General features: G+C 69.2%; 16 protein-coding genes. 7 read left to right on the forward strand and 9 right to left on the reverse strand.

Annotation, left to right across the window (positions count from 1 at the left end; genetic code table 11):
- Positions 1-256 precede the first annotated feature (256 nt).
- Positions 257-1483: a mechanosensitive ion channel family protein gene (locus tag ASE95_RS08900; protein ID WP_082450023.1), complete on the reverse strand. Its 1227-nt coding sequence runs from the start codon at positions 1481-1483 to the stop codon at positions 257-259.
- 1 nt (position 1484) lies between these two features.
- The gene (locus ASE95_RS08905) at positions 1485-2498 is read right to left on the reverse strand and encodes a DNA topoisomerase IB (RefSeq protein WP_056634659.1); all 1014 of its coding nucleotides are present in this window, start codon (positions 2496-2498) and stop codon (positions 1485-1487) included.
- A 129-nt stretch (positions 2499-2627) separates the two neighbouring features.
- Here ASE95_RS08905 and ASE95_RS08910 point away from each other — a divergent pair, with 129 nt between their 5' ends.
- Both ASE95_RS08910 and ASE95_RS08915 read left to right on the forward strand, forming a co-directional pair.
- Entirely contained in the window at positions 2628-3185 is a 558-nt protein-coding gene (locus ASE95_RS08910) for a type 1 glutamine amidotransferase domain-containing protein (protein ID WP_056634662.1), read from the forward strand.
- A 114-nt stretch (positions 3186-3299) separates the two neighbouring features.
- Positions 3300-3641 (forward strand): hypothetical protein, encoded by a 342-nt coding sequence (locus ASE95_RS08915; RefSeq protein WP_056634665.1) that lies wholly within the window; start codon positions 3300-3302, stop codon positions 3639-3641.
- Here the strand turns inward: ASE95_RS08915 and ASE95_RS08920 are convergent.
- Both ASE95_RS08920 and ASE95_RS18025 read right to left on the reverse strand, forming a co-directional pair.
- Positions 3601-3939: a hypothetical protein gene (locus ASE95_RS08920; RefSeq protein WP_056634669.1), complete on the reverse strand. Its 339-nt coding sequence runs from the start codon at positions 3937-3939 to the stop codon at positions 3601-3603. The two genes, ASE95_RS08915 and ASE95_RS08920, sit on opposite strands and share 41 nt — an antisense overlap.
- A complete protein-coding gene (locus ASE95_RS18025) occupies positions 3936-4112 on the reverse strand; it encodes a hypothetical protein (protein ID WP_200918780.1) in 177 nt (58 codons plus the stop codon). The genes ASE95_RS08920 and ASE95_RS18025 overlap by 4 nt, the downstream gene beginning before the upstream one ends.
- Positions 4113-4197: 85 nt before the next feature.
- Between ASE95_RS18025 and ASE95_RS08925 the strand changes: the two genes are divergently transcribed.
- Both ASE95_RS08925 and ASE95_RS08930 read left to right on the forward strand, forming a co-directional pair.
- A complete protein-coding gene (locus tag ASE95_RS08925; protein ID WP_056634672.1) occupies positions 4198-4815 on the forward strand; it encodes a S24 family peptidase in 618 nt (205 codons plus the stop codon).
- A gap of 51 nt (positions 4816-4866) precedes the next feature.
- A complete protein-coding gene (locus tag ASE95_RS08930; RefSeq protein ID WP_056634675.1) occupies positions 4867-5868 on the forward strand; it encodes a fumarylacetoacetate hydrolase family protein in 1002 nt (333 codons plus the stop codon).
- A gap of 34 nt (positions 5869-5902) precedes the next feature.
- On the opposite strand, the gene ASE95_RS08935 is transcribed toward ASE95_RS08930, so the two are convergent.
- From ASE95_RS08935 to ASE95_RS08950, 4 genes are all read right to left on the reverse strand, one after another.
- Complete coding sequence (locus tag ASE95_RS08935; protein ID WP_056634677.1) at positions 5903-6403, reverse strand: BLUF domain-containing protein; 501 nt, start codon at positions 6401-6403, stop codon at positions 5903-5905.
- A 65-nt stretch (positions 6404-6468) separates the two neighbouring features.
- Positions 6469-9738, reverse strand: a complete 3270-nt coding sequence (locus tag ASE95_RS08940; RefSeq protein ID WP_056634680.1) for an error-prone DNA polymerase — start codon at positions 9736-9738, stop codon at positions 6469-6471.
- A gap of 36 nt (positions 9739-9774) precedes the next feature.
- Positions 9775-12042, reverse strand: a complete 2268-nt coding sequence (locus ASE95_RS08945; protein ID WP_235528245.1) for a Y-family DNA polymerase — start codon at positions 12040-12042, stop codon at positions 9775-9777.
- Entirely contained in the window at positions 11957-12706 is a 750-nt protein-coding gene (locus tag ASE95_RS08950) for an ImuA family protein (RefSeq protein WP_200918782.1), read from the reverse strand. The genes ASE95_RS08945 and ASE95_RS08950 overlap by 86 nt, the downstream gene beginning before the upstream one ends.
- A 195-nt stretch (positions 12707-12901) precedes the next feature.
- On the opposite strand from ASE95_RS08950, the gene ASE95_RS08955 reads away from it, so the two are divergent.
- The 3 genes from ASE95_RS08955 to ASE95_RS08965 all read left to right on the forward strand — a co-directional run bounded on the left by ASE95_RS08955 (position 12902) and on the right by ASE95_RS08965 (position 16740).
- Positions 12902-14200, forward strand: a complete 1299-nt coding sequence (locus tag ASE95_RS08955; RefSeq protein ID WP_056634683.1) for a 3-methyl-2-oxobutanoate dehydrogenase (2-methylpropanoyl-transferring) subunit alpha — start codon at positions 12902-12904, stop codon at positions 14198-14200.
- Positions 14201-14363: 163 nt separating this feature from the next.
- Entirely contained in the window at positions 14364-15368 is a 1005-nt protein-coding gene (locus ASE95_RS08960; protein WP_056636059.1) for an alpha-ketoacid dehydrogenase subunit beta, read from the forward strand.
- Between the two features lie 4 nt (positions 15369-15372).
- Positions 15373-16740 (forward strand): dihydrolipoamide acetyltransferase family protein, encoded by a 1368-nt coding sequence (locus ASE95_RS08965; protein ID WP_056634686.1) that lies wholly within the window; start codon positions 15373-15375, stop codon positions 16738-16740.
- Between the two features lie 28 nt (positions 16741-16768).
- Here ASE95_RS08965 and ASE95_RS08970 read toward each other — a convergent pair whose 3' ends face one another.
- Positions 16769-18940, reverse strand: a complete 2172-nt coding sequence (locus ASE95_RS08970) for a primosomal protein N' (RefSeq protein ID WP_056636062.1) — start codon at positions 18938-18940, stop codon at positions 16769-16771.
- Positions 18941-18978 lie beyond the last annotated feature (38 nt).

Genomic DNA, 18978 nt, shown 5'->3' on the forward strand with positions numbered 1-18978 from the left:
TGTGCACGACGCGGCGGCCGAGCGCGGAAGTTGACAAAGTTCACGCCACGTCGGCACCGGATGCACGGTTCCCCGCGTCCGCCTCACCGGTGATGCGAAACGCTGCGGGTGGCGGTGCTGCGGCATGGCGTACGTCTACCGGGTGGCGGTGGTGTAGGACAGCGCCGGGGACGCCGATCGCGTTGCGGCACCGTCGTGGCATGCGTGACGGCGTGATCGGGAGTGGCGTGGTCCGGCACCGGATCGCCTTGCCATGTCAGGCAAGACGGGATGAGGGTGGCCGAACCTGGCCCCCGTTCGTGGGCGCAGGGGCTTGCCCGTTCGGCGCGGTGGCGCGCGGGTCGGCGTAGGGCATGACCAGGGTTCCGTCGGGCGCGGCGGTGTAGGTGGTCTGGGTGGGGTAGGCGATCGTGATACCCTCGGCGGCGAAGCGGCGCATGATCGCCACCATCAGCCGGTCGCGCGTGGCGTGCGCATTGGCCCAGTCGTCGCCGGGGGTGTCGACCTGCAGCGCGTAGTCGAGGCTGGAGGCGCCGAACGTCTCGAACCCGGCGCGCGCGACCTTCGCGCCCTCCGCCTCGACCAGTTCGGTCAGCAACGCAGGCAGGCGCGCCAGCGTGTCCGGCGGCGTTTCGTAAGCGACGCCGATCACGTACGACACCCGGACGTGATCGCGCAGCGAGGTGTTCTGGATCTCCTTGTCGAGCAGGTTACGGTTGGAGATGATCCGCAACTCGCCGGTAAAGGCGCGGATCCGCGTCGATTTCAGGCCGATCGCCTCGATCACGCCGCTGGTGCTGTCGTAACTGATCTTGTCGCCGCGCCGGAACGGGCGATCGAAGATGATCGCCAGCGCCGCGAACAGATCGGCGAAGATCCCCTGCGCGGCCAGACCGATCGCGATACCGCCGACGCCGAGACCGGCAACCAGGCCGGTGACGTTCACGCCGAGATTGTCGAGCACCACCACCAGCGCGATCGCGAACACCGCGAAGCTTACCAGCAGACGGATCAGCCCCATCGCGCTGAGCAGCGCCTCGCCCGAATAATGTTCGTCGCGGGTGCGATGCTCGATCGCGCCCAGGATCAGCTCGCGCGCCCAGATCGCCGCCTGGAACACGGTGGCGACCGTGAAGAGGAAGGTGATCGTCTTGTCGACCTCCGGCGGGGTCGCGGCATAGCCGTCGACCAGCTTGGCCGAGAGCATGACGATGAAGAAGGCGTTGGTGCGCGCCATCGCGCGGCCGAGCACCGCCGCCCAGCCCTTGCCCGAAGCGCTACGCTTCGCCAGCCGCGGGCCGAAGCTGCGCAACCAGAACAACGTCAGCGCGATCGCCACGCCGATCCCGATCGCGATCAGGATCTGGAGCCAATTCTGTTGCAGCCAGACGATGCTGGAACGGAACAGCGCATCGACCTGCGCGCCGACGCGCTCGGAATCGAACGCCGCCTTTCCGGCGGCGGCGGCACTGTTGTTGCTCATGTCAGGCGGCCTTCATCTCGCACGCGCCGCACGTATCGAGGAAAGCGATCAGCCCTCGTTCGGTGCGGGTCAGATATTGGGTGGCACGCGGCAGGCGCAGCGACTGGCGGAATGCGGCCTGTGCCGCCTTGTCCTTCCCAAGGTCGATCAGCGCGGGATGGACGTAGGATTTGCGCGCAATGGCGGGGGTGTTGCCGAGGTGTTCGACCACCGGCTCAAGCATCGTCTTCAGCCCGATCGGCGCGGGTGCGGTCGCCAGCGCCTCGAACGCGACGACGCTGGCCCCCCAGGTGCGGAAATGCTTGGCGGTGAAACCTGCGCCCATCGCCGCGCGGATATAGGCATTTACGTCCGACGACGTGACCGCGTGCGGTGCGCCGTCGTCGCCGACATATTGAAACAGCTTCTGGCCGGGCAGGTCCTGACATTTCTTCACGAAGCGCGCCAGGCTGCCGTCGGTGATCTTCAGCTTGCGCTGCTTGCCCGACTTCGCCTTGTATTCCAGCCGCAGCGTGCTGCCGCTGATCTGCGCGTGGCGATCGCGCAGCGTGGTCAGGCCGAAGCTCTTGTTCGTCTTCGCATAGGTTTCGTTCCCGATGCGCAGCGCGGCAACGTCGAGCAGCTTCACCACCGCCGCGACGGTGCGTTCCTTGGTATGGCGGCGCCGTTCGAGATCGGCCTCCACCCGTGCGCGCAATTTGGTGAGCGCGCGGCCGAACGGGGCGCACAGGTCGTATTTCGCCGCCTCCTGCTGCGCACGGAAGCCGAGGTGGTAGCGATATTGCTTGCGGCCCTTCTCATCCCAGCCGACCGCCTGGATGTGTCCATCGGGATCGGGGCAGAACCATGCGTCGGTGTAAGCGGGGGGCAGGCCGATCGCGTTCAGCCGGTCGATCTCGTCCCGATCGGTGATGCGTTTGCCCGCGACATCGTAATAGGCCCAGGCGCCGTGACGCGTGCGCTTGCGGGTGATCCCCGGCCCGTCATCCTCGCAATAAACGATTCCGTCCGCCACCCTCACCCTTCCGCCGGTGTTGCGCCAACATGCCGTTCGAAATGCGCGGCCTGTCGCATCGTTCCGGAACGGGCGCGGCGCGCGGCGGGTTGAGCGCGGCGGAAACTCCCTTTCCATCAGGAGATACACATGGCCGATTTGTCGCAGGCGCGCGTGCTGATGATCGCCGCCGACGGGTTCGAGACGGTGGAATTGTTCGAGCCGCGCAAGGCGCTGGAAGCGGCGGGGGCCACCGTCACGCTCGCGTCGATCAGGCGCGATCCGATTCAGGGCATGAAGGGCGACATCAACAAGGCGGAGACCGCCACGCCCGACATCACGCTGGATGAGGTCGAGGTCGAGGATTACGACGCGCTGGTGTTGCCGGGCGGGGTCGCCAACCCCGACAAGCTGCGCGTGGAGGAGCGCGCGGTGGAGATCGTCCAGCAGTTCATGGACGAGGACAAGATCGTCGCCGCGATCTGCCACGCACCGTGGTTGCTCGCCGAGGCGGACGTGATCGACGGGCGGCGGCTGACCGGGTTCGTGTCGATCCGCACCGACCTGGAGAATGCCGGGGCCGAGGTGGAGGACGAGGAAGTCGTGATCGACGACAATCTGATCACCAGCCGCAAGCCCGACGACATTCCCGCCTTCAACAAGGCGATCATCGACGCGCTGGTCGAGGAACTGGCCGACGCCGATTGACCGGGGCAGGCCGTCATGCCGGGGCAGGACCCGCGTGACGGCCTCCTTACAAGCGCCACGATAGAGAGCGCGTGGTTAACCAGACGGTTACCAATCGCACCCTACACCATCAGCATGTTCGATGACGCCATGCTTCACCCGCAAGCCGCCCGCAGCCAGGGCGTTCTCGCTTCGATGCGCGCCGCGATGGCGCGGCTGCCCTTATGGGCGGACAATTCCCGCCCGCATCGCGGTCCGTTGCGGGCGCATGTCGAGCAGCCGGACCGTGCGGCGGGTGGCGCGTGGATTTCGCCGCCGCGCGAGCAACCGTTGCCGCGCGACCTGAACCTGCCGCTTAGCGCGTTCGATCCCGGGGCGCTGCGCCGTACGGTCGGGCCGGCAGTGGTCGCATCGGCGGCGGCGTTCGTCGATCCGATCATCCTGGAGCGTATGCTGCACCGCATCCCGGCGCGCTGACCTCGCACGCGACGGTCAGCCCTTCGAGGTGGAGCGTCACCCGGTCGCCGCTGCGTTCGCGGGTCGCGACGCGAAGGTCGGCAAGCAACTGACCGGGAATGCCGAGGTCGAGGGCGGCGAGCCCGTCCGTCCAGCGATCCAACGGCGCCCCCGGTGCTGCGCTGACCACCAGTTCGTGGCGATCGCCCGAGAAGGTCGCGCTGTGCCAGCCGGTCGCGGTGTGGCGCTCCACCGCCACCGGCGCCCCGGCGCGCGCCGCCGAACGCGTCACCGCGCGTTCGAAGCGGGACGCGCTCACGGCCGGCGCGCCATCAGCAACGCCTCGACCCGCGCGCACAGCGCCGGCCCCGGAACGCGTCCCCGGCGCAGATCGCGCACCAGCCGTGGATCGTTCACCGCGCGCCGCCCGAACGTGGTCTCCGCCACCCCGGTGCGCCGTAGATACACATCGATATCGCTCAACAGGTTCATGGAATCACCTCCGATCGGCCATGTTCCCTATATGTTCTTCTTTGTTCCGCTTGTCGAGGAAAAATCCTCAGCCTAGGGTGCGGCGATGGATGAGACGCCGCAGCAGGTTTTGACGCGGGCGGCGCGGGCGCGCGGCGTGGCGCTGTCCGCGCTGTCGCGGATGCTCGGGCGAAATCAGGCGTATCTCGGGCAGTTCGTGAACCGTGGCACGCCGCGCGTCCTGCCCGAGCGCGAGCGGCGGATGCTGGCCGATTTCCTGTCGATCGACGAAGCGGCGCTGGGCGCGCCTGCGCCGGTGAGCGAGGAGGTGGCGGTGCCGTGGCTGACGGTGACCGCAGCGGCGGGCACGGGGCGGGTGGCCGACGAACGGTTGATCCGCACCGAGCCGTTGCCCCGCGCGGCGCTGCGCGCGGCGGGGATCGCGGCGGGCGATGCCTCGCTGATCGGCGTCACCGGGGACTCGATGGCGCCGGCGCTGCGCGATGGCGACCGCTTGCTGATCGACCGTGCGGCGCGGCGGATCGGCGCGCGCGACGCGATCTACGTGCTGCGGCGGGGCGAGGCGGTGATGGTGAAGCGGCTGGCGCTGCACGGCGACACGATCGAGATCCGCAGCGACAATCCATTATGGCCGGTCGAACACGTCGCGGCGGCGGAGATCGAGGTGATCGGGCGCGCGCGCTTGCTGCTGCGGCGGCTGTAGCGGGAGCGCGGCGATACGGTTACACCGGCTGGAAACAAGGAGAGGTAGCGCATGAAACTCGCCAGTCTGAAGCAGGGGCGCGACGGCCGTCTGGTCGTGGTATCCGACGATCTGGCCTGGTACGCCGATGCCGGGCACATCTGCGCGACGTTGCAGGCCGCGCTCGACGATTGGGAGCGGATCGCGCCGGCGCTGGACCTGCTTGCCACCGACCTGCGCAACGAGGCGATCCCGCGCGAACGCTTCCACGAACATGACGCCGCCGCGCCGCTGCCGCGGGCTTACCAGTGGCTGGACGGATCGGCCTATGTGAACCACGTGGCGCTGGTGCGGCAGGCGCGCGGGGCGGAGTTGCCCGACAGCTTCTGGAACGATCCGCTGATGTACCAGGGCGGGTCGGACAGTTTCCTCGGCGCGCGCGATGCGATCCCGCTGTCCGACGAAAGCTGGGGCTGCGATCTGGAGGGCGAGGTGGTGGTCGTCACCGGCGACGTGCCGATGGGCGCGACCCGCGAGGAGGCGCTGGCGGCGATCCGGCTGGTCGGGCTGACCAACGACGTGTCGCTGCGCCAGCTGATCCCCGCCGAACTCGCCAAGGGGTTCGGGTTCGTACAGTCCAAGCCGGCGTCGGCCTTCTCACCCGTGTTCGTGACGCCCGAGGCGCTCGGCGGATGGTGGCGGGACGGCAAGCTGCATCGGCCGTTGATGGTCGAACTGAACGGCACACCGTTCGGCCGCGCCGATGCGGGCGAAGACATGACGTTCGATTTCGGCACGCTGATCGCGCATGCGGCGAAGACGCGCACGCTGTCGGCGGGAACGATCGTCGGATCGGGCACCGTGTCCAACCGCGATGGCGAGGGCGGTCCGGGGCGGCCGATCGCGGACGGCGGCGTGGGGTATTCGTGCCTGGCGGAGCTGCGCACGATCGAGACGATCCACGGGGGGGCAGCGAAGACGCCGTTCCTGCGCAGGGGCGATACCGTGCGCATCTGGATGGAGGACGATCGCCACCATCCGATCTTCGGCACGATCGAACAATCGGTCGGCTGAGCGTTGGGCCGGCGCGCGCGCCGGCCAGCGTGCTTCAGGACGAGGTCGCGCCGCAGATCGTCTGCGGAAGGTCGCCAGCGTCGCGCGCCGCCGACGATTGTCGCCGGAGCGCGCGCAGGTGCGGACGACCCAGCATCACGAAGCCGATGAAGGCGGCGACCAGCCGGCGATCGTCGACATCGCGCAGCGTGCGTTCCAGGTCGGTGAGGAAGGCGTCGGTATCGGTGGTGTCGCCGACGCGGCGCGTGTCCATCGCCCATCCGCCGAACTGACGGCGGGGAACGTGCACGCGTTCGACGAAGGCGATCGATTCGTGGCGCGGATCACGCGCGATCCGCGCCATCGTGGCGTCGACCGCGGCGAAATCGCCTTCCAGCGCCTGGATGAAGCGGCGGCCGTCGTGCAGCAGCAGCCCGGTGATATCGAGCCGGGTGTTCGAGGTGGTGGCCACCCGCGACAGTTCCTCCAGCTCTGCATCTTCGAACGGGCGAACGGCGCGGCTGATGTACACAAGCTGAAAAATCGGACCGACCATGATCGATTAATAGACATACATTAAAAATATGTCAGCGGATAATTTGTACAGGATACGGATTGCGGTCAATGAAAGTCGTGACTTCGGACCGGGATATCTGCCTCGGCACGGTCGCGGAAATGATAGTCGGAGCGCGGGCGGACCCGCCAGCCGGGGTCGCCGCGATCGGGTGCGCCGGGATGGGTCGCGCCGTCGCCGCGCGCCACCAGCCGGGGCAGATCGACGTCGCCGACCTGGCGCAGCATCGCGGTCAGGTCGGTCACGCGGTCGACGATGACGTGGACCACCGTGCCCTCCACCTGCACGCGCCCCTTCAGGCTGACCATCGCCGAGGACATGACGACGCGGCGCTGCGCCTCGAACCGGTCGGGCCACAGGATGCCGTTGGCGACGCCGGTTTCGTCCTCGATGGTGATGAACAGGACGCCCTTGGCCGATCCGGGGCGCTGGCGGACCAGGATGATCCCTGCGACCTCGACCGGTTTGCCGTCCCGCGTGCCCAGATCGACGCAGCGCGTGACGCGCTGGTCATCAAGGCGGGGGCGCAGGAAATGCAGCGGATGCGCGCGCAGCGACAATTGCGTGGCGCGGTAATCCTCCACCACCTCTCGCCCTTGCGTCAGCCGGGTGAGCGTGACGGGTTCCTCGCGGCGTTCGATCGCGGCGAGCAGCGGCAGCGGCGCCTCGCCCAGCCCGCGGATCGCCCATAGCGCCTGCCGCCGGTCGAGCCCGAGCGCGTGGAAGGCATCGGCGCGCGCCAGCTTCTCCAGCGTGGCGAGCGGGACGCCGGAGCGCCGCCACAAGTCCTCGACGCTGGTGAAGCGCGCGTCGGCACGGGCAGTGAGGATGCGGCCGGCATCCTGACCGGACAGCCCGGCCACGACACGCAGCCCGAGGCGCAGCGGGGCTCTGTGCCGGCGGCGTGCGGCGGGACCGCGCGCATCGACCAGCGCGGTGTCCCATTCGCTGTCGAGCACGCACACCGGGCGGACCTCCACGCCATGTTCGCGCGCGTCGCGGACGATCTGCGCCGGGGCGTAGAAGCCCATCGGCTGCGCGTTGAGCAAGGCGGCGCAGAACACGTCGGGATGATGGCATTTCATCCATGACGAAGCGTAGGCGATCTTGGCGAAGCTGGCGGCGTGGCTTTCGGGAAAGCCGTAGCTGCCAAACCCCTCGATCTGCTTGACCAGCCGGTCGGCGAACGCTTCCGTGATGCCGTTGCCGAGCATCCCGGCGATCAGCTTCTCACGAAACGGGCCAACGCCGCCGGTCGATTTGAACGTCGCCATCGCGCGGCGCAGCCGGTCGGCTTCTCCGGGGGTGAAGCCCGCGCCGATCACCGCCACCTGCATCGCCTGTTCCTGGAACAGCGGCACGCCCAACGTCTTTTCCAGCACGCGCCGGAGCGCGGGACTGGGATATTCAATCGCTTCCCGGCCTTCGCGCCGTTTCAGATACGGATGCACCATATTGCCCTGGATCGGACCGGGGCGGACGATCGCGACCTGGATGGCGATATCGTAGAAGTTGCGCGGCTTCATGCGCGGCAACATGCTCATCTGCGCACGGCTTTCGATCTGGAACACGCCGAGCGTGTCGGCCTTCTCGATCATCGCGAACGTGGCGGGATCGTCGTCCTGCAACGTGGCGCTGGACAGCGTCATGTCGATGTCCCGGTGTTCGCGCAGCAGGTCGAACGCGCGGCGCATGCAGCCGAGCATGCCGAGACCGAGGATGTCGACCTTCATGAAGCCGAGCTCCTCGATATCCTCCTTTTCCCATTCGATGACGCGGCGGTTCTCCATCGCGGCGGGTTCGATCGGCACCAGTTCGTACAGCGGCGCGCGGGTCAGCACGAAACCGCCGGGATGTTGTGACAGATGGCGCGGGGTGCCGATCAGTTCGCGCGCCAATTCGAGCGCGAGCGCGAGCCGCGGCTCGCCCGCGTCGAGGTTGAGCGCGGCGACATGCTCGGTCGGCACGCCCTCGTTCGACCAGCCCCAGACCTGCGACGCCAGCGCGCCGGTCATGTCCTCCGGCAGGCCCAGCACCTTGCCGACCTCCCGGATCGCGCCGCGGGTACGGAAACGGCTGACCACCGCGGTCAGCGCGGCATGGTCGTTGCCGTAAGTGTCGTAGATCCACTGGATCACTTCCTCGCGGCGTTCATGCTCGAAGTCGATGTCGATGTCGGGCGGTTCGCGGCGTTCTTCGGAAATGAAGCGCTCGAACAGCAGCTGGTGCTTGATCGGGTCGATCGAGGTGATGCCCAGCACGTAGCAGATGATCGAATTGGCGGCGCTGCCCCGCCCCTGGCACAGGATGCCCTGACCGCGCGCGAAGCTGACGATCGAATTGACGGTCAGGAAATAGGCCGCATAGTCCATCTTCCGGACCAGCCCGAGTTCGTGTTCGAGCAGCGTCGCATAGGGGGCGGGCGGGGCGCCGTCGAACAGCCGCGCCAGCGCGTCGCGCGACAATCGCTCCAGCGCCTGTTGCGGGGACAGCGCGGTCATCACGCGTTCCTCGGGATATTGGTAGTCGAGCTCGCGCAGCGAGAAGGTGCAGCGTTCGACGATCGCGGCGCTGGCGGCGAGCGCCTGCGGATGATCGCGGTAGAGCCGCTCCATCTCGTCGGGCGGTTTCAGATGGCGGTCGGCGCTGCGCGTGCGGCGCAGGCCGAGGTCGTCGATCGTGCATTTCTCGCGGATCGCGGTGACGACGTCGTGGAGCATCCGCTTGTCGGGCGCATGGTACAGCACGTCGCCGGTGGCGAGCGGGGCGAGGCCATGAAAGCGCGCCGCCTCCGCGATCCGGTGCAGGCGCAGTTGCTCGCCGGCGCGGCGGTGATGGGTAAGGCAGACATGGCCGTCGCCGCCGAACAGGTCGGCCATCCAGCGCAATTGCGCAGGGTCGGCATCGTCGCCCGGCACCAGCGCGGCGACCAGCCCGCGCGCGTGCGCGGCGACGTCCTCCCAATGGAGGAAGCAGCGGCCCTTTTCGCCGCGCTGCGCATCGGCGCGCGCCTTGCCGCGGCTGAGCAGGGTGGTGAGCCGCGACCAGCCGGCGCGATCCTCCGGCCACACCAGCAGCGACGCGCCATCGACCAAGTCGAGCCGACAGCCCGGCATCGCGCGGACGACGAGTCCGCTGTCGCTGGCCAGTTGTTCGCTGGCATGGAGCGAGCGCACCACGCCGGCGACCGAATTGCGATCGACGATACCCAGCGCGGGCATGCCCATCAACGCGGCGGTGGCGAACAATTCCTCGCACGACGACGCACCGCGCAGGAACGAGAAATGCGTGGTGACCTGCAGCTCGCTGTAGGTCATGCGGCGGCGGATCGTGCGGATCGGCCGGCGGGAGCGTTAGCCGAACGTGCCATGCACGTACCACGACAGGTCGCCGGTGATGCTGCGCTGCGCATCGCCGCGGCGGAACAGCCAGAAGCGGCGGCCTTCGTCGTCCTCGACCTGGAAATAATCGCGCACGCTCTCGCGCTCGGCGACGCGCCGCCACCATTCGCCGGTGATCCGTTCCGGTCCGTCGCCGCGCACGATGCGGTGGGTGATGCCACGCCAGGTGAAACGGCGCGGCCAGTGATCGGGCAGTTCGGCCATGACGTTGTCGACCGGTTCGGGCCGGCGCAGCAGCCGCGTCGGGCGTGGCCAGCGCGGATGCCACGGATGGTCGCTGCCGCGCAGGTCGAGCCGGCGGACATCGTCGCGACGCAGCGCCTGCGTGTCGCCGTCGTGCGCGTCGAGCACGGCGGCCCCGCCGACCGAGCGTTCGGGCACGTCGCTTTCCACCGCGCGCGCGCGCCACAGCCGGCGCGTGCCGATACGGTTGACGATCGCATCGACGAGCGGCGCGAGATCGGGTCGCTCGCCATCGGCCAGGTCGGTGTCCAGCGTCTCCGCATCGAGCGGATCGGCACGGTGGACGTGCAGCGCCAGCGCCTCGATCCCGAAGCCGGGGTCGATCCGCTCCACCTGCCGCAACAGCAGCCGCAGCATATGCGCGGGCGCACGGGTCGGGCGCGCGAAGCCAACGCGGATCACCTGCATCACGGTGTCGATCCGCGTCGCGGCGAGCAACAGGACGCGCGCGCCGCGCCCGCCCGCGGCGAGTTCCTGCGCCAGCCGCGCGACCAGCTGCGCGATCCAGTGCGCGATCGGATCGGCGGTGAGCAGCGGTTCGGCGAAGCGTTGCTCCACCATGATCGCGACCGGCGGCGTCACCGGATCGAGCGGTTCGGCGACACGCCCGCCCGCCTGATCCAGCCGCAGCGGCACCGCCCGCCCGAAACGCCGCGCCAGTGGCGCGCGGGGCAGCGCGGCGAGTTGCCCGACGGTGTCGATGCCGAGCCGGCGGAGCAGTTCCAGCGCGTGATCGTCGATGCGCAGCGCGGCGGCGGGAAGCGGGGCGAGCGCGTCGAGCGTCTCGCCGGGCGGCAGGATGGTGATGCGGTCGGCGGCGTGATGCGCGCACGCCCATGCCGCGCCGGGCGTGTCGGCGATCGCGATGCGCGCGCCGATGCCGAGCCGTGCGAGCAGCCGCACGATCCGCCGCGCCATCCGCGCCTCGCCGCCGTGGAGATGCGCGACGCCGCTCAGGTCGAGGAACAGCGACTGCGCATCGGCGACCGCCACGGTGGGCGACCAGCGGCGGGCGAGCGCCACGGCCAGCCGGTGCAGGTCGCGCGCATCGCCCGCATCGTCGGCATCGCGCACCACCACGTCGGGGGTGGCGGCGCGCACCTGCGTCAGCGCGGTGCCGGGTTCGATGCCCAGCGCGCGCGCGGCGGCGGATACGGCGGCGATCTCGATACGGCTGCCGGTCTTGCGCACGGTGACCAGCGGTGGAGCGGGGTCGTGCGCGACGAATGCGGGGGCGGGGCTGGGGGCCGGGGCAGCGGACGCGGGGGTGCAGACGCGCGACACGGCGGCGGCGGTGCTGCGCCCGGTGTCGAAGAAGGCGGCGACGTCCTTCACGGTCGCACCGGCGTCGTTGGAACCGGGGCGTTGCCTGGCGGCGTGCTTGTCGGGGTGCGGACCGTCGCCGGGGTAGCGGATCGAGGGCATCGCCTGCCATGCGGCGAGGCCGGAGGCGGGCGCCCGGTCGTCGCCGGTGCCACGCGGGCGATCGCGGCGTTCGCCGGACCGACGCACGCCCTCGCCATGGGTGCGCACCGCCACCATCGCCGGCTCGGGCCAGCCGCTCGCCTTGCCGCCGTCGTCGCCGGGCAGGCGCTTGTAGGGATGTTCCGCCGCCTCGCTGCGGCGGCCCATCTCACGCATCGGCGGACGCTGGTGCGCGGGGAGCGCGGCGATGTGGCGTGCGACATCCGCACGGCTTTCGCCCGCGCGGCAGGTATTCGCCCCGCCGGTCGTGTCGTCCACGCCCGTCAGCGGCGACGCGACGGCGGCATCGTCGCGTGCCCAGCGCGCGCCGGGACGCCAGCCGGTGTTGCGCGGCGCGTCGCATTGCTTGCCGCCCCGTTCGGCGTCGCCCGCCGCCTTGAGCGCGGCGAGATCGAGGGCGACGCGCTCAGGCCGCGGCGCGAGGGCTGGCTCGGCCCGCCGCAGCCGGTCGATCGACCAGTCGGGCAGGTAGAGCGAGGCGACCCGTTTCATCGCATGCCTCCACGATGGTTTGAAAGGATTCGCCGCCGCGCTGGCGGACGAGGTTCACGTCCCACCGCGCCCGCCCGACACCGGGCACCGGCAGCGGCGCCGAGGGGGCGGACGTGACCCGCCAGCGCGTCACCGCGGCGGAGGGGACGGCGAAGGGATCGGCCCCCTCACGCGCGTGGCGTTTCATCAGCAGCGCGATCGTGCGTCCGCCCTCCGCGGCGAGTTGCAGCCGGCGGGTGGAGGCCATCGCGGCGCGGCGGGTTTCGCCGATCACCGCGCCCAGTGCGCGGTGGCGCAAACCTTCCTCCATCAACGCCAGCACCTCGGCATCGTCGGAAGCCTCGGCATAAAGAACGCGTTCGGGGGCGAGGCCGGACTGGTACAGGCCGGGCGCGAACAGATCCCGGCGGCGCACCACCCACAGGATCGGCCCCCAGGCGCGCGCGGCGATTCCGGCCATGAACAGCGTCGCGGACGCGTCATCGCCGAGCGAGGGCGTACCGGCCGCCACCTCGTGCAGCGCATCGAGCCTGAGCCCGGTGTTCGCCAGCCGCGAATCGATCGCGCCGATGCCGAACGGCAGCACCGGGCGACGGCGATGGCCATCGCCCTCGATCGCGCGGAGCGTGTCGCGCAAGGATTGAAGAACGCTCGATTCGGCCACGGCAGGTACGACTCCATCAGGAATGTCGTTCCTACTTTGTTCTAAAGTGGCGAGTCGAGTCAATTCGTTGGATAGCCCTGAGATCGTTGCCCGGCCAGCCGAATGCGACGAGGGGGCTTTCGTTGCGATTGAAACAATATTACAAGGGATGGAAAGCGCGTCGGCACCAATGCGACGCGCGGTGGAGAGCAGGATTTGGCCGACGATCCCGGCACTTTGCGTCCGCGCGGCAACCTGCCGCCGCTGTCGCTGCACGTTCCCGAGCCGAAATTTCGACCTGGCGACGCGGTGGATTTCGCCGATGTCGACGTGCCCCCGGCCGGCGCGGCGCGGCGCCCCGATACCGCCGAGGCCGCAAGCGGCTTCACAGAGCTGGCCTATACGATGGTGCGCGTGCTCGACGAGCAGGGCCAGGCGGTCGGCCCGTGGAACCCGCGATTGTCGCCCGACACGCTGCGGCGGATGCTGCGCCACATGGCGACGGTACGCGCGTTCGACGAACGCATGTTCCGCGCGCAGCGGCAGGGCAAGACCAGCTTCTACATGAAATCGCTGGGCGAGGAGGCGGTGGCGGTGGCCGCCGCGCACGCGCTGGATGCCGAGGACATGTGTTTCCCGTCGTACCGCCAGCAAGGACTGTTGATCGCGCGCGGTTGCCCGATGGTCGACATGATGAACCAGATCTATTCGAATCTGGGCGACAAGTTGCAGGGCAAGCAATTGCCGATCATGTATTCGGAGAAGAGGTTCGGCTTCTTCTCGATCTCCGGCAACCTGACCACGCAATATCCACAGGCGGTGGGCTGGGCGATGGCCAGCGCGTCCAAGGGCGATACGCGGATCGCCGCGACATGGTGCGGCGAGGGTTCGACCGCGGAGGGCGACTTCCACTCCGCGTTGACCTTCGCCACCGTCTATCGTGCACCGGTGATCTTCAACGTGGTCAACAACCAATGGGCGATCAGCAGTTTCTCGGGCTTCGCCGGGGCGGAGGCGACGACGTTCGCCGCCCGCGCGGTCGGTTACGGGATCGCGGGGCTGCGCGTCGACGGCAACGATGCGCTGGCGGTCTATGCCGCCACCGCCTGGGCCGCGGAGCGCGCGCGCACCAACGCCGGCCCGACGCTGATCGAGCATTTCACCTACCGGACCGAGGGGCATTCGACCTCCGACGATCCGTCGCAATACCGTTCCGCGGGGGAAGCGACCGCGTGGCCGCTGGGCGATCCGATCCGGCGGCTGAAGGACCATCTGGTCGCGATCGGCGAGTGGGACGACGCGCGGCAGGAGACGATGGACCGCGAGGTCGCCGAGGAAGTCCGCGCCGCGCAGAAGGAGGCCGAGAAGAACGGCATCCTGGGGCACGGATTGCAGCAACCGCTGGATTCGCTGTTCGACGGCGTGTTCGAGGAGATGCCGTGGCACCTGCGCGAGCAACGCCAGCAGATGATCGACGAGGAAACCGCCAGCGGGCGGCCATGGGCGCGCAAGTGACCGCGACCCACCGCCGCTTCGTCACCGCGGACCCGGTCCGCGGTTCCGCTTCCTCACTTCCCGCGCGCGCATGCGGGAACCCGGGTCCGGCCCGGGGCGACGGGATAAGTCGATGACCGATACGATCGAACAACCGGCGGACGACACCGCCGCCACCACCCGCATGAACATGATCCAGGCGATCAATTCGGCGATGGACGTGACGATGGCGCGCGACCCGTCGATCGTCGTGATGGGCGAGGACGTCGGCTATTTCGGCGGCGTGTTCCGCGCCACCGCAGGGTTGCAGAAGAAGTTCGGCAAGACGCGCGTCTTCGACACGCCGATCACCGAATGCGGGATCATCGGCGTCGCGGTGGGCATGGGTGCCTATGGCCTGCGTCCGGTGCCGGAAATCCAGTTCGCCGATTACATCTACCCCGCGCTCGACCAGCTGGTCAGCGAGGCGGCACGGCTGCGCTATCGATCGGCGGGGGAGTTCATCTCCCCGATCACGGTGCGCTCGCCGTTCGGCGGCGGCATCTTCGGCGGCCAGACGCACTCGCAATCGCCGGAGGGAATCTTCACCCATGTCTCCGGCATCAAGACGGTGATCCCGGCGACGCCCTATGACGCCAAGGGGCTGTTGATCGCGGCGATCGAGGACAATGATCCCGTGATCTTCTTCGAGCCGAAGCGCATCTACAACGGCCCGTTCAACGGCCATTGGGATCGCCCGGCGGAAAACTGGTCGAAGCATCCGGGTGGCGAGGTGCCGACCGGTTACTACCGCATTCCGCTGGGCAAGGCGAACGTGGTGCGCGAGGGCGCGGCGTTGACGATCCTGGCCTATGGCACGATGGTGCATGTCTGCGCGCAGGTGGTGGCGGACGAGGGGATCGACGCCGAGATCGTCGACCTGCGTACGCTGGTGCCGCTGGATATCGAGACGATCGAGGCGTCGGTGAAGAAGACCGGGCGCTGCATGATCGTCCACGAGGCGACGCGTACCGGCGGGTTCGGTGCGGAGCTGGCCGCATTGGTGCAGGAACGCTGCTTCTATCATCTGGAGGCACCGGTCGAGCGGGTCACCGGGTTCGACACACCGTATCCGCACAGCCTGGAATGGGCCTATTTCCCCGGACCGGTGCGGATCGGGCAGGCGCTCAAGAAAATCCTGAAGGACTAACACGATGGCGCGTTTCACCTTCAAACTGCCGGACATCGGCGAGGGCATTTCCGAGGCCGAGATCGTGGCGTGGCACGTCGCCGTCGGCGACCGTGTCGAGGAGGACCAGAGCCTGGCCGACATGATGACCGACAAGGCCACCGTCGAGATGGAATCACCGGTCGCGGGCGTCGTGGTCGAGATCGCGGGCGAGGTCGGCGATCAGGTGTCGATCGGTGCCGCGCTGGTGGTGATCGAGGTCGAGGGCGAAGAGGGCGGCGCGGAAGAGGCGGCATCGCCCGCCACCGGGCCCGACACGCTGGAGGCCGAAAACCCCGGCGTGGAGGAGGTGGCCGATGCGGCCCCGCCGGCGCGGCAACAGTCGGCGGGAGTTGGCGACGGCGACGGCGACGGCGACCGGCGACCGGCGGGTGACGTATCGGGCGACGGTGCCGCGTCGGTCCAGCCTGCGCCGGCTCCTGCTTCCACGCCCACGTCCGCCGGACGCGGCGAGGCGCAGGTGCTCGCGTCGCCGGCGGTGCGCGCGCGCGCGAAGGATCTGAATGTCGATCTGGCGCAGGTGCGGATCGCCGACGGCGACCGTATCCGTCATTCGGATCTCGACGCCTTTCTGCGTTATGGCGGCACGCAAGGCTATCACGCGCCGCATGCCAGCCGTGCGCGCGACGACGAGCAGGTGCGCGTCATCGGCATGCGGCGGCGGATCGCCGAGAACATGGCGGCGTCGAAGCGCAACATCCCGCATTTCACCTATGTCGACGAGATCGACGTGACCGCGCTGGAAGAAATGCGCGCCGATTTGAACGACCATCGTGGCGAGCGGCCGAAGCTGACGATGCTGCCGCTGTTGATCGTCGCGATGTGCCGGACGCTGCCCGATTTCCCGATGCTCAACGCCCGCTACGACGACGAGGCCGGGGTGGTCACGCGGTCGGGCCGCGTGCATCTGGGCATGGCGACGCAGACCGATGCCGGGCTGACCGTGCCCGTCATCCGCGACGCGCAGGACCGCAATGTCTGGCAATTGGCGACCGAGATCACGCGGCTGGCGGGTGCGGCGCGCGCCGGCAAGCTGACCCCGCAGGAGATGGGGGGCGGCACGATCACCGTCACCTCGCTGGGGCCGCTGGGCGGGATCGCGACGACCCCGGTCATCAACCGGCCCGAAGTGGCGATCGTCGGCCCGAACAAGATCGTCGAACGCCCCGTGTTCCGGCCGAACGGACAAGGGGGTGACGACATCGTCCGCGCCAAGCTGATGAACCTGTCGATCAGCTGCGACCACCGCGTGGTCGATGGCTGGGATGCCGCCAGCTACGTGCAGGCGTTGAAGAAGTATCTGGAAACGCCGGTATTGTTGTTCGCCGACTGACCTTGCCGGGTCCAGCGGTGACAGTGCGCTACAGGAAGCTGTAGGGGTCGACGTCCACCGCGACGCGGACCTTGGCGGACCATTCGAGTTCGGCGAGCCACGCGCGGATCACGTCCTGCACGTCCAGCGCGCGGCGTGCGTGCACCAGCAGGCGGAACCGGTGCCGTCCCCGCAGCATCGCCAGCGGTGCGGGGGCGGGGCCATAGACTTCCATGCCGTCGATGCGCGGCGCGGCGCGGCCGATCGTGCGGGCGGTGTCGTGCGCGGCCCCCTGATCCTCGCTGGACACGATGATCGCGGCATAGCGGCCATAGGGTGGCGCGCCCGCATCCTCGCGCGCTTCGGTTTCGGCGGCGTAGAAGGCGTCGGCATCACCGGTGATCAGCGCCTGCATCACCGGCGCCTTCGGGCTGTGCGTCTGGATGAAAACGTGGCCCGGCTTGGCCCCGCGCCCGGCCCGGCCCGACACCTGGCGGATCTGCTGGAAGGTGCGTTCCGCCGCGCGCAGGTCGCCGCCGTCCAGCCCGAGATCGGCATCGATGACGCCGACGTTGGTCAGGTTGGGAAAGTGATAGCCCTTGGTCACCAGCTGCGTGCCGACGACGATGTCGATATCGCCCGCCTCCATCCGCGCGACGAATTCGGCTGCCTTGGCGGGGCTCCAGATCGTGTCGGAGGTGACCACGGCGACGCGTGCCGTCGGGAACAGCGCCGCGACCTCGTCGGCGATCCGCTCCACCCCCGGCCCGCACGCGACCAGCGTATCCTCGTTCTGGCATTCCGGGCACAGCCGCGGCACCGGTTCGATATGCCCGCAATGGTGGCAGGCCAGACGGCGGGTCAGGCGGTGCTCGACCATCCACGCGGTGCAGTTCGGGCATTGGAAGCGGTGCCCGCACGTGCGGCACAAGGTGAGCGGCGCATAGCCGCGACGATTGAGGAACAGCAGCGACTGTTCGCCGCGCTCCAGCGTGTCTTCGAGCGCCTTGACCAGCCGGGGACTGATCCAGCGGCCGCGCTCCGGCGGCTCGGCGATCAGGTCGATCGCCTCGATGGTCGGCATCTGCGCGACCCCGAAGCGCCCCGGCAGCTTCACCTCGGCATATTTGCCGAGCGCCACCTGGTGACGGGTCTCGATCGCGGGCGTGGCGCTGGCGAGGATCACCGGGCACGCCTCGAACAGCCCGCGCATCACCGCGACATCGCGCGCGTGATAATGGACGCCGTCCTCCTGCTTGAAGCTGGTTTCGTGCGCCTCGTCGACGACGATCAGCCCCAGGTTCGCATAAGGCAGGAACAGCGCCGAGCGCGCGCCGACCGTCACCCGCGCCTCGCCGCTGGCGATTGCGCGCCATGCACGACGGCGCTGCGTGGCGCGCAGGCCGGAATGCCACGCCACCGGCTCGCAGCCGAAACGATCGTGGAAGCGCTTCAGGAACGGTTCGGTCAGCGCGATTTCGGGGAGCAGCACCAGCACCTGCCGCCCGGCGCGGATCGCGGCGGCGACCGCCTCGAAATAAACCTCGGTCTTGCCCGAGCCGGTGACCCCGTCCAGCAACGTCGGGCGGAAGGCGGCGGCATCCACGTCGCCGACCAGCGTGGCGGCGGCGGCATGCTGATCGTCGGACAGCGTCGGGGGTGCGTGATCGGGATCGGGCACCGGGTACGGGCTGTCGATGTCGACGGGCACGCCCTCGAACGCGCCCGCCTTCACCAGCCCGCGGATCACCGCGTCGCTGACGTCGGCGATCGTGGCGAGCTCGCGGATCAGCCCCTGCCGGTCGCCGATCCGCCCCAGCGCCTGTTCGCGCTGCGGGGTCAGACGGTCGGGAACATGGCCGGTGGCGCGATATTCGACGACGCTGCGCCCGCCCTCCAATGCGGCGGTGGACGACAGCGCCATCCGCACCACCGCCGCGGGCGGGGCAAGGTAATAATCGGCGGTCCATTCGATCAGCCGGCGCAAGGGGGCGCGCAGCGGCGGCACGTCCGCGACCGCCAGCAGGTTGCGCAGGCGGTTGTCGCCGACCTCCGCGTCCGACGGCATCCGCTCCGCCTCCCACGCGACGCCGAGCAACTGTCGCGGCCCCAGCGGCGCGACGACCACCGAGCCGGGCTCTACCGTCATCCCGTGCGGCACCCGGTAGTCGAGCGGCCCAAGGGCGGAGTTCATGACGAGGACGCGCGCGCGGGAGGACATGGTGGACGCCATATGGGGCGTAGGCGAGTCGGAGGGAA

It is taken from the genome of Sphingomonas sp. Leaf231, assembly GCF_001421995.1.
In the GTDB taxonomy this organism is placed as follows: Bacteria; Pseudomonadota; Alphaproteobacteria; order Sphingomonadales; family Sphingomonadaceae; genus Sphingomonas.